The 15,369-nt window shown below is 59.6% G+C and carries 15 protein-coding genes and 2 pseudogenes; 9 read left to right on the forward strand and 8 right to left on the reverse strand.

Annotated features, from left to right (window positions below; translation table 11 throughout):
- Nucleotide 1 precedes the first annotated feature (1 nt).
- Nucleotides 2-541, forward strand: a complete 540-nt coding sequence (gene def, locus ACIQY3_RS22515) for a peptide deformylase (RefSeq protein ID WP_054044896.1) — start codon at nt 2-4, stop codon at nt 539-541.
- 138 nt (nt 542-679) lie between these two features.
- Here the strand turns inward: def and ACIQY3_RS22520 are convergent, their stop codons facing one another.
- Together ACIQY3_RS22520 and ACIQY3_RS22525 are read right to left on the reverse strand one after the other, a co-directional pair.
- Nucleotides 680-1,501, reverse strand: coding sequence for a class I SAM-dependent methyltransferase (locus ACIQY3_RS22520; RefSeq protein WP_403023754.1), 822 nt, complete (start codon nt 1,499-1,501; stop codon nt 680-682).
- 60 nt (nt 1,502-1,561) lie between these two features.
- Complete coding sequence (locus ACIQY3_RS22525) at nt 1,562-1,999, reverse strand: GNAT family N-acetyltransferase (RefSeq protein WP_403023756.1); 438 nt, start codon at nt 1,997-1,999, stop codon at nt 1,562-1,564.
- Between the two features lie 401 nt (nt 2,000-2,400).
- Here ACIQY3_RS22525 and ACIQY3_RS22530 point away from each other — a divergent pair, with 401 nt between their 5' ends.
- The 4 genes from ACIQY3_RS22530 (at nt 2,401) to ACIQY3_RS22545 (ending at nt 6,001) form a co-directional block, all read left to right on the forward strand.
- Nucleotides 2,401-3,342, forward strand: coding sequence for a fatty acid desaturase (locus tag ACIQY3_RS22530; protein WP_403023758.1), 942 nt, complete (start codon nt 2,401-2,403; stop codon nt 3,340-3,342).
- 136 nt (nt 3,343-3,478) lie between these two features.
- Nucleotides 3,479-4,270 carry a phosphate/phosphite/phosphonate ABC transporter substrate-binding protein gene (locus tag ACIQY3_RS22535; RefSeq protein ID WP_403023760.1) on the forward strand — a complete coding sequence of 264 codons (792 nt, stop codon included), beginning with the start codon at nt 3,479-3,481 and terminating at the stop codon, nt 4,268-4,270.
- A 178-nt stretch (nt 4,271-4,448) separates the two neighbouring features.
- On the forward strand, nt 4,449-4,991 hold the full coding sequence (locus ACIQY3_RS22540; protein WP_403023763.1) for a sigma-70 family RNA polymerase sigma factor: 543 nt from the start codon (nt 4,449-4,451) through the stop codon (nt 4,989-4,991).
- Nucleotides 4,988-6,001, forward strand: a complete 1,014-nt coding sequence (locus tag ACIQY3_RS22545) for an ABC transporter substrate-binding protein (RefSeq protein WP_403023766.1) — start codon at nt 4,988-4,990, stop codon at nt 5,999-6,001. The genes ACIQY3_RS22540 and ACIQY3_RS22545 overlap by 4 nt, the downstream gene beginning before the upstream one ends.
- Before the next feature lie 144 nt (nt 6,002-6,145).
- Here ACIQY3_RS22545 and gstA read toward each other — a convergent pair whose 3' ends face one another.
- A complete protein-coding gene (gene gstA / locus ACIQY3_RS22550; protein WP_403023769.1) occupies nt 6,146-6,748 on the reverse strand; it encodes a glutathione transferase GstA in 603 nt (200 codons plus the stop codon).
- A gap of 99 nt (nt 6,749-6,847) precedes the next feature.
- Here gstA and ACIQY3_RS22555 point away from each other — a divergent pair, with 99 nt between their 5' ends.
- The 3 genes and pseudogenes from ACIQY3_RS22555 to ACIQY3_RS22565 all read left to right on the forward strand — a co-directional run.
- Nucleotides 6,848-7,720: a LysR family transcriptional regulator gene (locus ACIQY3_RS22555; protein WP_403023772.1), complete on the forward strand. Its 873-nt coding sequence runs from the start codon at nt 6,848-6,850 to the stop codon at nt 7,718-7,720.
- Between the two features lie 533 nt (nt 7,721-8,253).
- Nucleotides 8,254-8,931, forward strand: a pseudogene (locus tag ACIQY3_RS22560) (PAS domain-containing protein); the annotation flags it as partial.
- Between the two features lie 120 nt (nt 8,932-9,051).
- Nucleotides 9,052-9,474: pseudogene (locus ACIQY3_RS22565) on the forward strand (methyl-accepting chemotaxis protein); the annotation flags it as partial.
- A 130-nt stretch (nt 9,475-9,604) separates the two neighbouring features.
- Here the strand turns inward: ACIQY3_RS22565 and ACIQY3_RS22570 are convergent.
- The 5 genes from ACIQY3_RS22570 to ACIQY3_RS22590 all read right to left on the reverse strand — a co-directional run bounded on the left by ACIQY3_RS22570 (nt 9,605) and on the right by ACIQY3_RS22590 (nt 13,930).
- A complete protein-coding gene (locus ACIQY3_RS22570) occupies nt 9,605-10,156 on the reverse strand; it encodes a hypothetical protein (RefSeq protein WP_403023775.1) in 552 nt (183 codons plus the stop codon).
- Between the two features lie 136 nt (nt 10,157-10,292).
- Nucleotides 10,293-11,717, reverse strand: coding sequence for an MFS transporter (locus ACIQY3_RS22575; RefSeq protein ID WP_403023778.1), 1,425 nt, complete (start codon nt 11,715-11,717; stop codon nt 10,293-10,295).
- Nucleotides 11,718-11,842: 125 nt separating this feature from the next.
- Nucleotides 11,843-12,583 (reverse strand): NAD-dependent epimerase/dehydratase family protein, encoded by a 741-nt coding sequence (locus ACIQY3_RS22580; protein ID WP_403023781.1) that lies wholly within the window; start codon nt 12,581-12,583, stop codon nt 11,843-11,845.
- Nucleotides 12,584-12,823: 240 nt separating this feature from the next.
- On the reverse strand, nt 12,824-13,456 hold the full coding sequence (locus ACIQY3_RS22585; protein ID WP_401326938.1) for a glutathione S-transferase family protein: 633 nt from the start codon (nt 13,454-13,456) through the stop codon (nt 12,824-12,826).
- Between the two features lie 42 nt (nt 13,457-13,498).
- Nucleotides 13,499-13,930 carry a PACE efflux transporter gene (locus tag ACIQY3_RS22590; protein ID WP_403023785.1) on the reverse strand — a complete coding sequence of 144 codons (432 nt, stop codon included), beginning with the start codon at nt 13,928-13,930 and terminating at the stop codon, nt 13,499-13,501.
- 120 nt (nt 13,931-14,050) lie between these two features.
- Between ACIQY3_RS22590 and ACIQY3_RS22595 the strand changes: the two genes are divergently transcribed.
- Nucleotides 14,051-14,926 (forward strand): LysR family transcriptional regulator, encoded by an 876-nt coding sequence (locus tag ACIQY3_RS22595; protein ID WP_403023788.1) that lies wholly within the window; start codon nt 14,051-14,053, stop codon nt 14,924-14,926.
- The last annotated feature ends 443 nt before the right edge of the window (nt 14,927-15,369 follow it).

A 15,369-nucleotide genomic window follows, 5' to 3' on the forward strand; every position in this document is an offset into this window, starting at 1 on the left:
CATGATCCGTGAAATCCTGAAAATGGGCGATGAACGCCTGCTGCGCATCGCGCCGCCCGTGCCCGCCGAAATGTTCGACAGCCCCGAATTGTGGCAACTGATCGACGACATGTTCCAGACCATGGAAAGCGTCGGCGGCGTTGGCCTGGCCGCACCGCAAATCGGTGTGGACCTGCAACTGGTGATCTTCGGCTTCGAGCACAGCGAACGTTATCCCGACGCTGAGGCCGTGCCGCAGACGATTCTGATCAACCCGCTGATTACGCCATTGAGCCCGACCCTGGAAGAGGGCTTCGAAGGCTGCCTGTCGGTGCCGGGTTTGCGCGGCGCGGTGGATCGGTATCAGCACATTCGTTATGAAGGTTTTGATCCGAAGGGTCAGCCGATTACACGGATTGCCTCAGGGTTTCATGCGCGGGTGGTGCAGCATGAATGCGATCACCTGATCGGCCGGTTGTACCCGTCGCGGATTACGGACTTCACCAAGTTCGGGTTTACCGAAGTGATGTTTCCGGATCTCGATCCCAACGCCGACGACTAACCCAATTCCACCCCAAAACCCAATGTGGGAGCGGGCTTGCTCGCGAAGGCGTCGTATCAGACACATTGATGTCGAATGACACACCGCCTTCGCGAGCAAGCCCGCTCCCACAGTTGATTTTTGGTGGCTGTCAGATCTTCACTTCGCAGGTTTTACGAACCGCAACGTCATCCGGTCCGACTCACCAATCGCCACATACTTGGCCTTGTCCTTCTCCCCCAACGTCAACGCCGGCGGCAAGGTCCACACGCCTTCGGGGTAGTCCTTGGTGTCCTTCGGATTGGCGTTGATCTCGCTTTTCTCCTCAAGCTTGAACCCCGCATCTGTCGCCAGTTTCACCACGTACGCGGTGGGCAGGTAGCCGCTGTGCTTGATCTCGTCCAGCGATGCGTCGTCCTTGGCCCGGTGATCCACCACGCCGAGCACACCGCCCGGTTTCAACACCTTGAAGAACGACTCGAACATCAGCGGCGCTGTGTCCGCCAGCACCCAGTTGTGCACGTTGCGGAAGGTCAGCACGGTGTCGGCGGAACCGGGTTTGCCAAGTACCGGGGCCTTGGGGTCGAACTCGACCACTTGGGCCTTGGCGTATTGCGCCGGGGCGGTGGCGAATTTGGCCTTGAGGGTTTCTTCGTTCTTGCGCGCGTAGTCACTGACCGTCGGCGCCTGCACGGCGGCAATGTAAGTGCCGTGCTCCTTGAGCAGCGGCGCCAGCAATTCGCTGTACCAACCGCTGCCGGGGGTGATTTCGATCACGGTCTGGTTCGGTCGCAAACCGAAGAATTGCAGAGTCTGTTGCGGATGCCGGTAGACGTCGCGCACCACGTTCTGCGGCGCCCGCCAGGTGCCCTTGAGCACCTCGGCGTATTGCGCGGCGGAGACGGGTTTGGTGTCGGCGGCCTGGGCCAGAACAGGGGTGAGCAGAGCGGTGAGGGTCAACGCGATGAGAGCAGGTTTCATGGAGCGTCCTGGTGAAGTCGAAGTCGACCCCGAGGCTAGCACGCAGCGATTGGCGGTCGATCACACATTATCGTTGGACGACCTCACCAACGGTTCTAAGCCCATGGCGATCATCGGTTTGCTGCGGGCGTAACGGCTCAAGCGCTCGGCCATGGCGTAGGGCATCTGCGGGTCGAAGCTAAAGCCGCGACGTTCGTAAAAACCGCGCAGATCCGGGTGACAGTACAACCAGACCGGGCTGTCGAGGCCCTTGACGGCTTCGGCGATCAATGCGGCGGCGATGCCTTGTTCACGGCACGCCGGGTCCACAAACAACCCCGTCAACCAATACCCGCCCGCAACCGGCCGCAAACACAACGCCGCGACAATTTCCCCGCGCCGGGCCACCCACAACTGTGCATCGCGCACCGCTTTCATCGGCGATTGGTGAGCGCGGTAAAACTTGTTCATCAACGGCCACAGCGGCTCGTCGAGTAAAGCGTATTGGGTGTCTGGCATGGGCTTGAGCTGTCGATGGGTCAGGCGGGCGATTATAAAAGAACGCGAGCGGCGCGATAGGTGTATACCTGACTTCACATCCCGTATGAGTGGAGTACGTATCATGGCCAAAGGCATGGATTCAAAAAAAGCGGCAAAGAAAAAACCGGCAAAAACCGCCGATGAAAAGCGCGCGGACAAGAAGGCCAAGAAGGTGGATGTGTTCGGTCATTGATCCCGCCCTGATCGTTCCCACGCTCCGCGTGGGAATGCCTCTGGGGACGCTCCGCGTCCAGTGACGCGGAGCGTCACGGGCTGCATTCCCACGCAGAGCGTGGGAACGATCATTAAACAAAAAATAATCTGCAAGATTTCCCCGCGTCGTTGCACAGAGAGGGACAAGTCCCGTTCTGAGCAAAGCCATGTCCCATTACTTCGACGCCGCCCATCGAGCAGAAATCGAAACCCTGCGCCAACGCCTGACCGCTCGTACCGAGTGGCCGACCTGGTTGCTGCTGATCGGTGTGTACGTCGGCTGGTTCAGCCTTATCCTGGCCAGTGGGCGGTTGGGTATTTGGTGGAGCACGATGTTGCTGATTCCGTTGGTGGTGCTCTGGTTATCGGTGCAGCACGAATTGCTTCACGGGCATCCCACCCGCTGGCTGGCGCTGAACAAATTCCTCGGTTACGCACCGTTTGCAGTGTGGTTTCCCTACACCCTCTATCGCAACAGCCATTTGCTGCATCACCACGACGAAGACCTGACCGTCCCCGGCCGCGACCCGGAAAGCCGTTACCTCACCGCCAGGCACTGGCAACGCAGCTCCGTGTTCAAACAGGCCCTGCACCGGCTGAACAAAACCGTGCTCGGGCGCGTCACGGTAGGCGCGCCCATGGCGTTGCAAGCCCTGGCCCGCAAAGAGCTGCGACGCCTGCGCGCGGGTGAGCGCCAGGCCTGGCTGATGTGGCTGACCCACGGCGCGCTCACCGTGTTGATGCTGACCTTCATCGCCCGCTACAGCGCGTTGCCGGTGTGGCATTACGTGCTGTTGATCAGCGTGCCGGCGCTGTCGATTGCGATGATTCGCTCCTACTATGAACACCGCCCCAACGCCCAACCCGAACAACGTACCGTGCTCAATGAAGCATCGTGGCCGTGGAGCTGGCTGTTCCTGAACAACAACCTGCACCTGGTGCATCACGACTTGCCGAGCCTGCCCTGGTATGACTTGCCCAAGGCTTATCGGGCGCGGCGCGAGCAATGGCTGGCGCGCAGTGGCGGGTTTTTGGTGCAGGGGTATGGTGAGCTGTGGCGCCGGCATGGGGTCAGGGCAATCGACAGCCCACAACATCCATTTCATTGATTGATGGTGATTCCCCCTGTGGGAGCGGGCTTGCTCGCGAAAGCGGTGTGTCAGACGATATTGATGGTGCCTGACACACTGCTTTCGCGAGCAAGCCCGCTCCCACAGGGGAATTGCGTTGTTTGGGAATAATTTGATGACAGCAAAAATCGCCGAGCTACTGATGTACACCGCCCCCGATCCGATCCGCCAGGCCAACGAACGCTGGCTGACCCGGATTCTCAAGCGGCTGGACGCCACCCGACAAAGCGCCGAAGGCCTGTCGCTGCCAGACCTCTGGCTCTCCCCAGACCTGTTGCTGACCCAAACCTGCGGCTATCCGCTGATGACCTTGTTGCGCGATCAGGTTCGGGTCGTCGGTCGTCCGCGGTACGAATTGCCGGACAGCAACGGCGGCAACCATTGCAGCCTGTTGCTCAGCCGCGCCGACGATCCACGCCGCAGCTTGCCGGCGTTTTACAACAGTCGCGGGGTGATCAATGACGAAGGCTCCAACAGCGGCATGAACCTGCTGCGCCATCGACTGGCGCCGTTGCACCGCGACGGTCAGTTCTTCGCCAGTGTCGGCATCAGCGGCGCCCACCGCGAAAGCCTGCGCTGGCTGCGCGAAGACCTGGCCGACCTGGCCGCCATCGACAGCGTGACCTTCGCTTATCTGGCGCGTCATGCCGAACAGGAAGTGGCCGGTTTGCGCGTGGTTGCCCGCAGTGCGTTCAGCCCGACCTTGCCTTACATCACTGTCGCGAGGGCCAGCGATGAGCAGATCGAACAGCTTCGCCAGGTGATGAACGAGACGTTGCGCGAGTTGCCGGACGTGGCTGAAATCCTCGGTCTGCAAGAAGTCTTGCCCGCGACGGAAAGCGACTATCAGGTGGTGCTCGATTACCAACAGGAAGCCGAGGCGTTGGGCTACGGACGCCTACGCTGACGGACACCATCCCGTAGGAGCGAGGCTTGCCCGCAAAGGCGATCTAACGAACGCCGCATAAATTCCATAATCGAATATAAAAATACCTTTTAAGTATTATTAAAGAATAAGGATACCCGGCTAGAATCGCGCCACCGGATCACCGGACATTCAGCGACCCCTAACCCCAGGAGCCCCTATGTCCGGCGCCGACCTTTCCCATCGCAACCACGTGGGCGGACTGTTCCGCGCGCACTACCCGTGGTTATGCGCACGGTTGCGCCAGCAGCTGGGCGCCAGTGCCAGCGTCGAAGACATCGCTTCTGAAACCTTCGTGCAATTGCTCGAATCCCCAGGGCTGACACCAATCCGCGAGCCTCGCGCACTGCTGACCACCATCGCCCAGCGTCTGATCTATCAACTCTGGCGCCGTCGCGATCTGGAGCGTCAGCACCTGGAGCAACTGCAAAACGCCGATGCCGAGCAAGCACAGTCGCCCGAAGACTTGCTGCAACTGACCCAGGCCCTGCATCGCCTCGACCGCAGCCTTGAGCGGTTGCCGGGCAAAGTCCGGGCGACGTTCCTGTTGTCGCGGATCGACGGCCTGACTTACCCGCAAATCGCCGCCGAACTGGGCATTTCCCAGCGTTCGGTCAGCGACTACATGACTCGCACCCAAGCCTTGTGCACCCGGCACAGCGCCAATGAACCCCTAAACCGAACGACCCAGAGGTCCGCATGAGATCGATCAAAACCCTGCTCGGCAGTTCGCTGCTGGCCCTGAGCCTAGTGGCGACCCAAGCGCCCGCCGCCGAAAAAACCGCACCGATCCACTTCGGCGACATCGCCTGGGAAAGCGGCAGCTTCATCACCGAAGTCCTGCGCCTGATCGTCGAGAAAGGCTACGGCTACCCGACCGACACCTTGCCGGGCAGCACCGTGAGTCTCGAAGCGGCGCTGGCCAAAAATGACATTCAGGTGATCGGCGAAGAGTGGGCCGGGCGCAGTCCGGCGTGGGTCAAGGCGTCGAACGAGGGCAAAGTGTTCGGCCTCGGCGACACGGTCAAAGGCGCCACCGAAGGTTGGTGGGTGCCGGAATACGTGATCAAGGGCGATCCGGAACGCGGGATCAAACCGTTGGCCCCGGAACTGAAATCCGTCGCGGACCTGGCCCGCTACAAAGACGTGTTCCGCGACCCGGAAGACCCAAGCCGTGGCCGTTTCCTCAACAGCCCGACCGGCTGGACTTCGGAGATCGTCAACAGCCAGAAACTCAAGGCCTATGACCTGACCGCCGACTACGTCAACTTCCGCACCGGCTCCGGCGCGGCGCTGGATGCCGAAGTGGCCTCGTCGATCCGTCGTGGTAAACCGGTGTTGTTCTACTACTGGTCGCCGACGCCGTTGCTGGGTCGTTTCAAACTGGTGAAACTCGACGAGCCGGCCTTCGATGCCGAAGCCTGGAAAACCCTGGCCGACGCCAACAACCCGCATCCGAAAGGCACCCGCTCCATGCCGGCGAAACTGGCGATTGGCGTGTCCGCGCCGTTCAAGACCCAGTACCCGGACCTGGTCGCGTTCTTTGAAAAGGTCGATTTGCCGATTGATCTGCTGAACCAGACGTTGGCGCAGATGAGCGAAAAACGTCAGCCACCGCGTCAGGTCGCCGAAGCGTTTTTGCGGGATCAGCCGCAGGTGTGGAAGGGTTGGGTGCCGGGGGAAGTGGCGAGCAAGGTGAGTGGGAGTTTGTAGGTTTTCTCTGATGTTTTTGTAGTGCCTGATCCATAGCATTCGCGAGCAAGCCCGCTCCCACATGTGGACTTCCGGTGTTCACACATATTGTGTTCACCGAAAATCCCCTGTGGGAGCGGGCTTGCTCGCGAATGGTCTCCCGCCCTACGCCAACTCTGCGGCCAACGCCACCTTCACCGCCGGCCGCGCATCAACCCGCGCCTGAAACTTCGCCAACGCCGGCCACTGATTCAAATCAATCCCGAACACCGACGTCCAGCGCAGCACGGTAAACAGATACGCATCCACCACACTGAACCCGCTCGCCATCAAATAATCCTGGCGCTCCAGGGTCTGGCTCAACACCGCAAAGCGCTTGAACAGTTTCGCCTTGATCTGGGTTTTCACGTCATCCGGGAACTGCGCGTTGAACAGCCAGCCGAGCCCGCCATGAATTTCGGTCGAGACGAAGTTCAGCCATTCCTGCAACCGCACCCGTTCGAAAGTGCCGTTTTCCGGCGCCAGGTTCGACTCGGGCCGCAAGTCCGCCAGGTATTGCAGGATCGCCGGGCCTTCGGTGAGCACCTGCCCATTGTCCAGTTGCAATGCCGCGACGTAACCCTTCGGGTTGATGGCGAGGAAGTCATCACCGGCGGCGGTCTGCTTGGTGCTGTTGTCGACACGGACCAGTTCGAAGGGCAGGTCGAGTTCGCGCAACACAATGTGCGGCGCCATCGAGCAGGCTTGCGGGGCGTAAAACAACTTCATGGGCAGGGCTCTGGTTGGGGATTTGCGCCAGTGTCATAGTGCGCGCCGGGCTTCGTAAAATTAATCTTTCAGAAAACCGCCATAAGGACAGCTACTGCCATGATGAATCTGATGCATTGGCGAATGGTGGTGGCCGTGGCTGATACCGGCAACATCACCCGGGCGGCCGAGCGGGTCGGCATGACCCAGTCTGGTGCCAGCCAGGCGCTGGCGCTGATTGAAGAAACCCTGGGCGTGCAACTGTTCAGCCGGGAAAACCGCCAGACCCTGCCGACCGCCATCGGCCTGCCGGTGATCGAGCAGGCACGCACCATGCTCGGCGCTCTGGAGACCATTCGCAGCACCGTCGACGCCGCCAAAAACGTTCAGCGCGGGAGCATTCGCCTGGCCAGTTTTCCGATGGTGCTGGCGACGTTCCTGCCGCCGCTGTTGCGTCAGTTCAATCGGCTCTATCCCGGCATTCAGGTGGTGGCCCTGGAGGTCAGCGACGACGAAGTGGAAACCCTGCTCGACGCCGGGCTGGTGGATGTCGGTGTGGTGTTGAACCCGGCGCCCGGGCGCAAAGCCGCGATTTTGGGGCGCGATGCCTGGGTCGCGGTGCTGCCCGGCGGCCATCCCCTGGCGCGGGGCACAAATGAAGAGGCCATCAGCCTCGGGCAATTGGTGACACAACCCTTCGTATTGGCCACGGGCGGCTGTTCGACCAATGCCCGCAGCCTGGCGGCCGACGCCGGGTTGCAGCTGTGCGATGTCCGGGCCGAAGTCCGCGAGTGGAGCAGCGCCTTTACCCTGGTGCGGGAAAACATCGGCGTGACCCTGGTGCCAGAAATGACACTGCCGGCCAATCGCCAGGGGCTGCGGGTTATGCCGCTGACCCCACGCATCGAGCGTGAATTTGCCTTGGTGGTCACCGCCCAAAAGGCATCTTCACCCGCAGTGCAAGCTTTGCTGGGCATGCTCGCCGGTCAATGAATCCCACGATCGGCTGAACCGATTTTGTGCTGAATACTGGCCGACTAATGGCATTGCAACCGACATTTCACTGGCTATGCTCACTCGTAACTCACTATTTCATTCACAAAAATGAATGGTTCGTGACTGGACAGTGAGCGCCGTGAAACACGCTGCAGAGTGCGCAACCCAAGGCACCGACACTCAACAACAAGGAGCTGTGCCGTAGATGGAGTTACTTACCAAAACGTTAGGGTTGGCCCGTCCGGGCTATCAAGAGAAGGATGTCTTGATAAGAGCGTTGCTGCATGGACACTCCGATTAAACATCATTTATCACCTGACAAATCCTTCCCTTGGAGGGATGCGTGTGCCTGTTCCGTTGAACGTAGTGGTGGATCTTGAAAGACCAAAAACTTTCATCAATCAAAAGAACGCGCTGAAGGTGATAGAGCCATGTTTAACCTACATCACAAGTCTGACCTGTTGCAGATCGAGCGATCCAACTGCGCATTGACCGAGGCCAATGCCAAGTTGGCGGCGGTCAGTCGCTCGATGGCAATCATTGAGTTCAGCCCTGAAGGCATCGTGCTCGACGCCAATGAAAACTTCTGCGCCACCATGGGTTACAGCGCCGATGAAGTTCGCGGTAAACACCATCGGATCTTTTGCGAAGAAGCGTTCTATCGCAGCGAGGAATACGCCAAGTTGTGGCGTGACCTGGCCCGTGGCGAACCGGTCAGTGGCACTTTTTTGCGGTTGAACAAGGCCGGTCGGGAGATTTGGCTTGAAGCCAGTTACATGCCGGTATTCGGGCCTGATCGCTTGGTTAAAAGTGTGATGAAAGTGGCCGCGGACATCACGGCCCGCATCAATAAAGAACATGAAGAGGAAAGCATGCTCGCGGCCATCGGGCGTTCCATGGCGGTGATTGAATTCACCCCCGAAGGGCGCGTGATTACCGCGAATGCAAACTTCCTGAAAACCATGCATTACTCGCTCAACGAAGTGGTCGGCCAGCACCACAGCCTGTTTTGCCATCGCGCCGATGCCGAGTCTGCGCAGTACAAGGCGTTTTGGGCGTCACTGAATCGCGGCGAATATCACTCGCACCGATTCGAGCGCAGAAACAAGCACGGTCATACGGTTTTTCTGGAGGCGTCCTACAACCCGCTGTTCGACAGCAAGGGCCGCTTGTACAAAGTGGTCAAGTTCGCCAGCGACATCACCCAGCAGGTCACCACGTTGCAAACCGCCGCGGAATCGGCCCACAGCACCTCGGTACAAAACGACGCCTGTGCGCAGAAAGGTTCCCAGGTGGTTCAGCAAACGGTGCAGATCATCCAGGACATTTCCCGCGACCTCAACGAAGCAGCGGAGAGCATCGATGCGGTGAGCAAACAGTCCGACATCATCGGCACCATCGTCCAGACCATTCGTGGCATTGCCGATCAAACCAACCTGCTGGCCCTCAATGCCGCCATCGAAGCGGCCCGGGCCGGGGAGCATGGACGCGGGTTTGCGGTGGTCGCCGATGAGGTTCGCAGCCTGGCGGCCCGCACCAGTCAGGCGACGCTGGAGATCGTCGAGGTGGTGCGCAAAAACCATGATTTGTCGCTGAGCGCGGTGTCGAGCATGCAATCGAGCCTGAGCCGCACCGGATTAGGCGTGGAACTGGCGAACGAGGCGGGGGAGGTGATCCTGGAGATTCAACAAGGGTCGCGGCATGTGGTGGATGCGATCAGCCAGTTCAACTCGACGTTGCAGTTGAACTGATCCCAAGAACACCACAAACCCAATGTGGGAGTGGGCTTGCTCGCGAAGGCGTCGTGTCAGACACCATTGATGTTGACTGACACGACGCCTTCGCGAGCAAGCCCGCTCCCACAGGGTTTTGTGTGTTGGCTTAGAGCGAAGCCAGGAACTTGTCGACCACCTGAGGGCTGTCAGGCTTTTCCTCGCTGCCGTTTTCCTTGTCAGCCTGTGCCAGCTTCATCTTGTCCTGGATGCGCTCGGCAATCTCTTTGCCAATCGCCAGTTGTTGCGCCGGCGGCATGGCCTGCAACTGATCTTCGGTAATGCCCATCTCTTTCAGGATACTGTCGCGCAGCCGCTGTTCCGGCGTTTTGCTCATGTAGTCCTTGAAGTCGGCCATGGCCGAGCTGTCGGTGGACTTGGTCTTGTTATCGTCCGGGACGGACGCTTGCAGGCCCACGCGGGTTTTCGCGAAGGCTTCGTCAACGTTGTCGCTGATGGTGTTCGCCGCGCTGACTTGCTGGGTGGCGTTGTTCAGGCTGGACGACTGCACGTTGGTGCTGTCCTGCTTGATTTGCGCCACGGTGTTTTGCGCGTTCTGGATCAAACCACTGTACAGCGCGCTCGCGGCGGCCGTGGTCGGGTCCATGTCCGTGCGCTGGGTCTTTTGAACGATGGAAGCTTGATGGGCACTGACCAACATGATGAGAAACCTGTAGGTAATTGCTGTTGAGTCTGTAGGAGCAATTAGCGTGCCGCTGCCGAAATGCCCGGTTTACGGGGCGATTCAGCAGCAGCGGCGGTCAGAACTTGCCGCTGGGCGGCAGACGGCAACCGCTTCAGCGGTGGGCAATGTTCTCCAGCGCCAGGTTGCGGGTTCTTGGCCCGAAGTAACCGATGGTGATCATCACGATCAACATGCTGCTGACGATGAACGCCAACACCCCCGGCGTGCCGAAGTGTTCGAGAAAAATCCCGATCAGCAGACTGCTGAACACCGTCGACAACCGACTGAACGAATAACAGAACCCCACCGCCCGGGCGCGGATGTTGGTGGGGAACAGTTCGCTTTGGTAGGAGTGGTAGGCAAAGCTCAGCCAGGCGTTGCAAAAGGTGATCATCACCCCGCAGACGATCAGCCCGACCGCGCTGGTCTGTAGTGCGAACAGCGTGCCGAAAGTCATGGCGCCGAGGGCCGAGCCGACGATTTGCCACTTGTTCTCGAAACGATTGGCGAACTTCACGAACAGCAGCGGCCCGAGCGGGTAGGCCAGGGTGATGATGAAGGCGTACATCAAACTGTGCGTGACGCTTACGCCCTGGCCGGACAGCAGCGCCGGCAGCCAGTTGCCGAAACCAAAGAAACCGATGGCCTGGAACACGTGAAACACGATCAACATCAATGCGCGACGACGATAGGGCGGCTGCCAGATATCGGCGAAACGGCCCGAGCCCTGAATATCCACGGCTGCCAATTCCGGTTCATCCAGCGGTTTGCCCTGATCTTTCACGCAACGGGCTTCGATGGTGTCGAGAATGCGGCTGGCCTCATCAAAGCGGCCATGTTGCGCCAACCAGCGCGGCGACTCCGGCAGCCGCGAACGCAACCACCAGATAAACAGCGCAAACACCGCGCTGGCCAGCACCACCCAACGCCAACCCGATACCCCGAACGGCGCTTGGGGCACCAGCCACCAGGACATCAACGCCACCGCCGGCACTGACAAAAACTGCACGAAAAACGCAAAGGCAAACGCCGAACTGCGCATGCGTTTGGGCACCAGTTCCGAGAGGTAGGCGTCGATGGTTACCAGTTCGATACCGAGGCCGATGCCCACCAGGAAACGCATGCAGATAATGCCCAACGCTGAACTTTGCACGCCCATGGCCACGGTCGCGACGGTGTACCAGATCAACGCGAAGGTGAAGATCGCACGGCGGCCGAAGCGGTCCGCCAAGGGACTGAGCAGACTCGCGCCGAGGAACAACCCAAGAAACGTCGCCGACGCAAACGCTGCCTGGTCGGAGAAGCCGAACACACCCTGACTGCCCGTGGCAAAGATGCCATCACGGATCAGGCCTGGGCTGATGTAGGCCGTTTGAAATAGATCGTAGAGCTCGAAAAAACCGCCGATGGACAGCAACGCCACCAGTTTCCAGATCGTGGAAACCGCAGGCAGTCGGTCGATGCGAGCGGAAATCTGTGCGGCACGAACAGGGTCGATGCCGTCTGATTGAACAGCGGCGAGGGCGTGAGCAGGCATGGGCTGATCCGATTCTTGTTGAAGGGGAAGCTTAGCCTGCTATCGGAAATGAATGGTTGCGAATCTTTGCTACGTTGTGACGAGATTCGCCGGCTTATTGCAAAAACGCCTCAGGTTTTAAGGGTTTATGGCGCGATCGGGATATCAAACTCGCGAAATGCATCGTCCACCGGCAGATAGCCCAACACCCGCGTGGTTTCGCTAAGGTCGAGGCGCTTGAAGCGGTTATTGGAAATGCCATGGGCGATGAGGTGTTGCACGCCTTCGACTTCCACCGAACGTTGCAGCAATTGCACGGCGTCCCGAGGGCTGAGCCAGGCACTCAGGTCGCGGGCGTTGGTCAGCTCATGGCGGTCCGGGAATTCGAAAGCGCCGATACGGATGGCGATGGTCGAGAGCCCGCGTTTGGCGGCGTAAAAACCGCACAACGCCTCGCCATAACATTTGCTTACGCCATACAGATTGGCCGGCATCACCTGCATGCCCGGGGTGATTTGCCGGTCCACCGGATAGCCTTCGATGGTTTGTGCGCTGCTGGCGAACACCAGGCGCTTGCAGTCAGCCGCCACAGCGGCTTCGAACAGGTAAGTGGTGGCCAGGATGTTGTTGGGCAGCAGCTCATCGAAAGTTGCCGTGGCGTGGGGGATGCCGGCGAGGTGGACGACGACGTCGATGCCGTTCAGCACTTCTGCGATGGCCTTGGGATCAGCCATGTCCAGACGCACGAAACGGTGGGGCGCCTCGACCGGGAAGTCGGGTTCGACGCGATCGGTCAACAGGAAGGTGTAACGGTCCTTCGAGGCTTCGAAAAAGGTTTTGCCGATTCTGCCGCAGGCGCCGGTGAGCAGCACATTGAGTCCGTTCATGAATCTCTCTTTCTATGGGAATAGGGGCTAATGCCAGTCCGTTAAGCCGTAAAGCGACCTGTAGCAGCTGGCGAAGCCTGCGTTCGGCTGCGCAGCAGTCGTAAAAACTGAGCGCGCGGTCTTCATGAGAAAACCGCGTCGGCTGATTCACGTCTGCTTCGCAGCCGAACGCAGGCTTCGCCAGCTGCTACAAAGAGTGTGTTTCGCTGACGGATCGGCATTAAGGGCGTGTGTCGGGGGCTAAGGCAAACCGTTGCAACCATGCTTCAGGAAACCCGGACGCTGTGCCAGCCGTTGGAAATATTCATCGACGGCGGGGAAGTCCGGCCGCTCCATCGGCGTCATCAGCCAGCGATTGACTGACAGACCGATCACGATATCCGCGAGGCTGAACCGTGGCCCGGCGACATAGGCTTTGGTCGCCGCAAGCTGATGCTCAAGGATGCTCATCTTGTGGTTCCAGTCATTGATACCCACGCCAATCTGATGCGGGTCCTGAAACTCGGGGTCTTTACGCACCAGTGCGGTGAAGGCGTAGCCCCACGACCGATTGAGCTCGGTGGCCTGCCAGTCCATCCACTGCTCCACCCGTGCGCGGGCGGCCGGTTCAGTGGGCAGCAATTCGTGGTTGTGATGCTTGCCGGCCAGGTAACGGCAAATCGTGTTGGATTCCCACAACACCCCGGCGTCATCGATGATCACCGGCACCTGGGCGTTGGGGTTGAGGCGGGTGAACTCGGGGCTGTGGGTCGAGGCAAAACCGCTGCCCCAGTCCTCACGTTCGTAGGAAACGCCCAGCTCTTCGCAGGTCCACAGGACTTTTCTGACGTTGATGGACGACGCCTTACCGAGAATCTTCAGTGCATGTTCCATGGAGCTACTCCTTTAGCGAATCGACGCCTCGGGAATCTACCATTAAGCAGGATCCGGCAGGGCCGACGCCGGCAAACCAAACGTGCGATCAAACAACCAGTTGAAGGCGAAGGTGTAGCACGGGATGAACAGGATCAGCGCCAGATCCAGCAGGAAGGCCTGCACCAGGCTGATGTTCATCCACCAGGCGATCAACGGGATGAGAAACACTATCAAGGTTAGTTGAAAACCCACGGCATGGGCGATACGCCGCTTCACCGTGCGGGTGCGCGAGGGCTGGCGACTTTCCCAGCGTTCGAACAGCGAGGTGTAGATGAAATTCCAGGTCACGGCGATGGTGGTAATGATCACCGCCAACGGCCCGGTGCTGCCCGGTGAAGTACCGGACAGCAGCGCCAGGCCCAGGGCCGAGAAGGTCATGCCGATGACTTCGTATAGCGAAACGTAGACCAGTTTGCGTTTAACGCCTTGCATGGGTGTTTGCCTCTTTCTTGCGAACTTGAGCCAGCAGCACTGGCGAAGGCGGCGAAAGATAGCTTCAATAGTACTGACAGAAAAAGTTAGTAGCTTTCAGTTTTATTGATAGGACGGCGGATGAGTTTTAACAGCGACAGCATCGAATTGTTTCTTGCGGTGATCGAGCGCGGCTCGTTTTCCGCTGCGGCCCGGGCGCTGGGCAAAGTGCCGTCGGCGGTGAGCATGGGCATTGCCAACCTGGAAGCCGAACTCGGTTATCCGCTGTTCGACCGCAGCCACCGCGAACCGATGCCGACCGCCATGGCCAGTGCTTTGGTGCCCCACGCGCGGCTGATTTTTGAACAGCTTAAGCAGTTGCAGGTGCATGCGGTCGAGTTGTCGTTGGGGCTGGAGAGCAAGCTGTCGATCGGCGTGGTGGCGGACATGGACAAGCGTCGAGTGATGGCCGCGCTTAAGGTGATTGCCGAGCGCCATCCGTTGCTGGACATCGAAGTGCTCACGGCGCCGCAGGATGATGTGCTGGCGATGCTGCACAGCGGTCGCGTCAGCGTGTGCCTGGCGTTCGCCGGGTTGAGCATGAAGGTGCTGGAACGGTTTCAGTTCGTTGGCACCGAGCGGATGATCGCCACGCTGGCGGCGGACAATCCGCTGTTTCAGGGGCAGGATTTGTTTCTGGAGGATTTGGTGCATGTGCGGCAAATCATCGTCGCCAGCCGCGACTTGCCGATCAGCGAAACCCGGCCGCTGGTGGCTGAATCTTATTGGCGCACCGACACCTTGGCGGCGGCGCTGGAGATGGTCGAGGCGGGGTTGGGCTGGGGCAATTTTCCGTTGTCGGTGGTGCAGCCGTTGCTCGACGCGGGAAGGCTCAAGCGCTTGAGGTTCAGGAATATTGAAAACGGTTTGGTGCTGCCGGTGCATGCGGTATGGCTCAAGAGCCAGCCGTTGCAGAAGGGCGCGTTGGCTTTCGTAGGGCTTATGTCAGGCGCATGATCGTTCCCACGCTCTGCGTGGGAATGCCTCAACGGACGCTCCGCGTTCGGCTTTGGATGGTGGGACGCGGAGCGTCCCGGGCTGCATTCCCACGCAGAGCGTGGGAACGATCAGTGCGGTGTAGGAAAAGCCTGTAGGAAAGCAGTTTCAGCAGGTTTCAAAAGGCTACAGCTTCTTGCTCCATTGCCTACAACTACGCCAGAATCCGCCGGCTTGTGCGTTGGGTGCCCGGATTTTATTGTTCCCGTGTCGCTGCCAATTCAGCGATCGGGTTTCGCAGCCCGAGTATCTCTAGACGCATGGCGTCCACCGTTCGTGATCTGTTCACGTTATGGCGGCTGTGCGCGGAAGACCTTCGGGTCTACCGGGTTCTAGAGTCCCGGTCTGCGAGCCGCGCACGGCTGCCACCCATACTTCGTTCGCAGCGAGTTGTGGCAGCTCCA

It is taken from the genome of Pseudomonas sp. NPDC096950 (assembly GCF_044762525.1).
Classification (GTDB): domain Bacteria; phylum Pseudomonadota; class Gammaproteobacteria; order Pseudomonadales; family Pseudomonadaceae; genus Aquipseudomonas.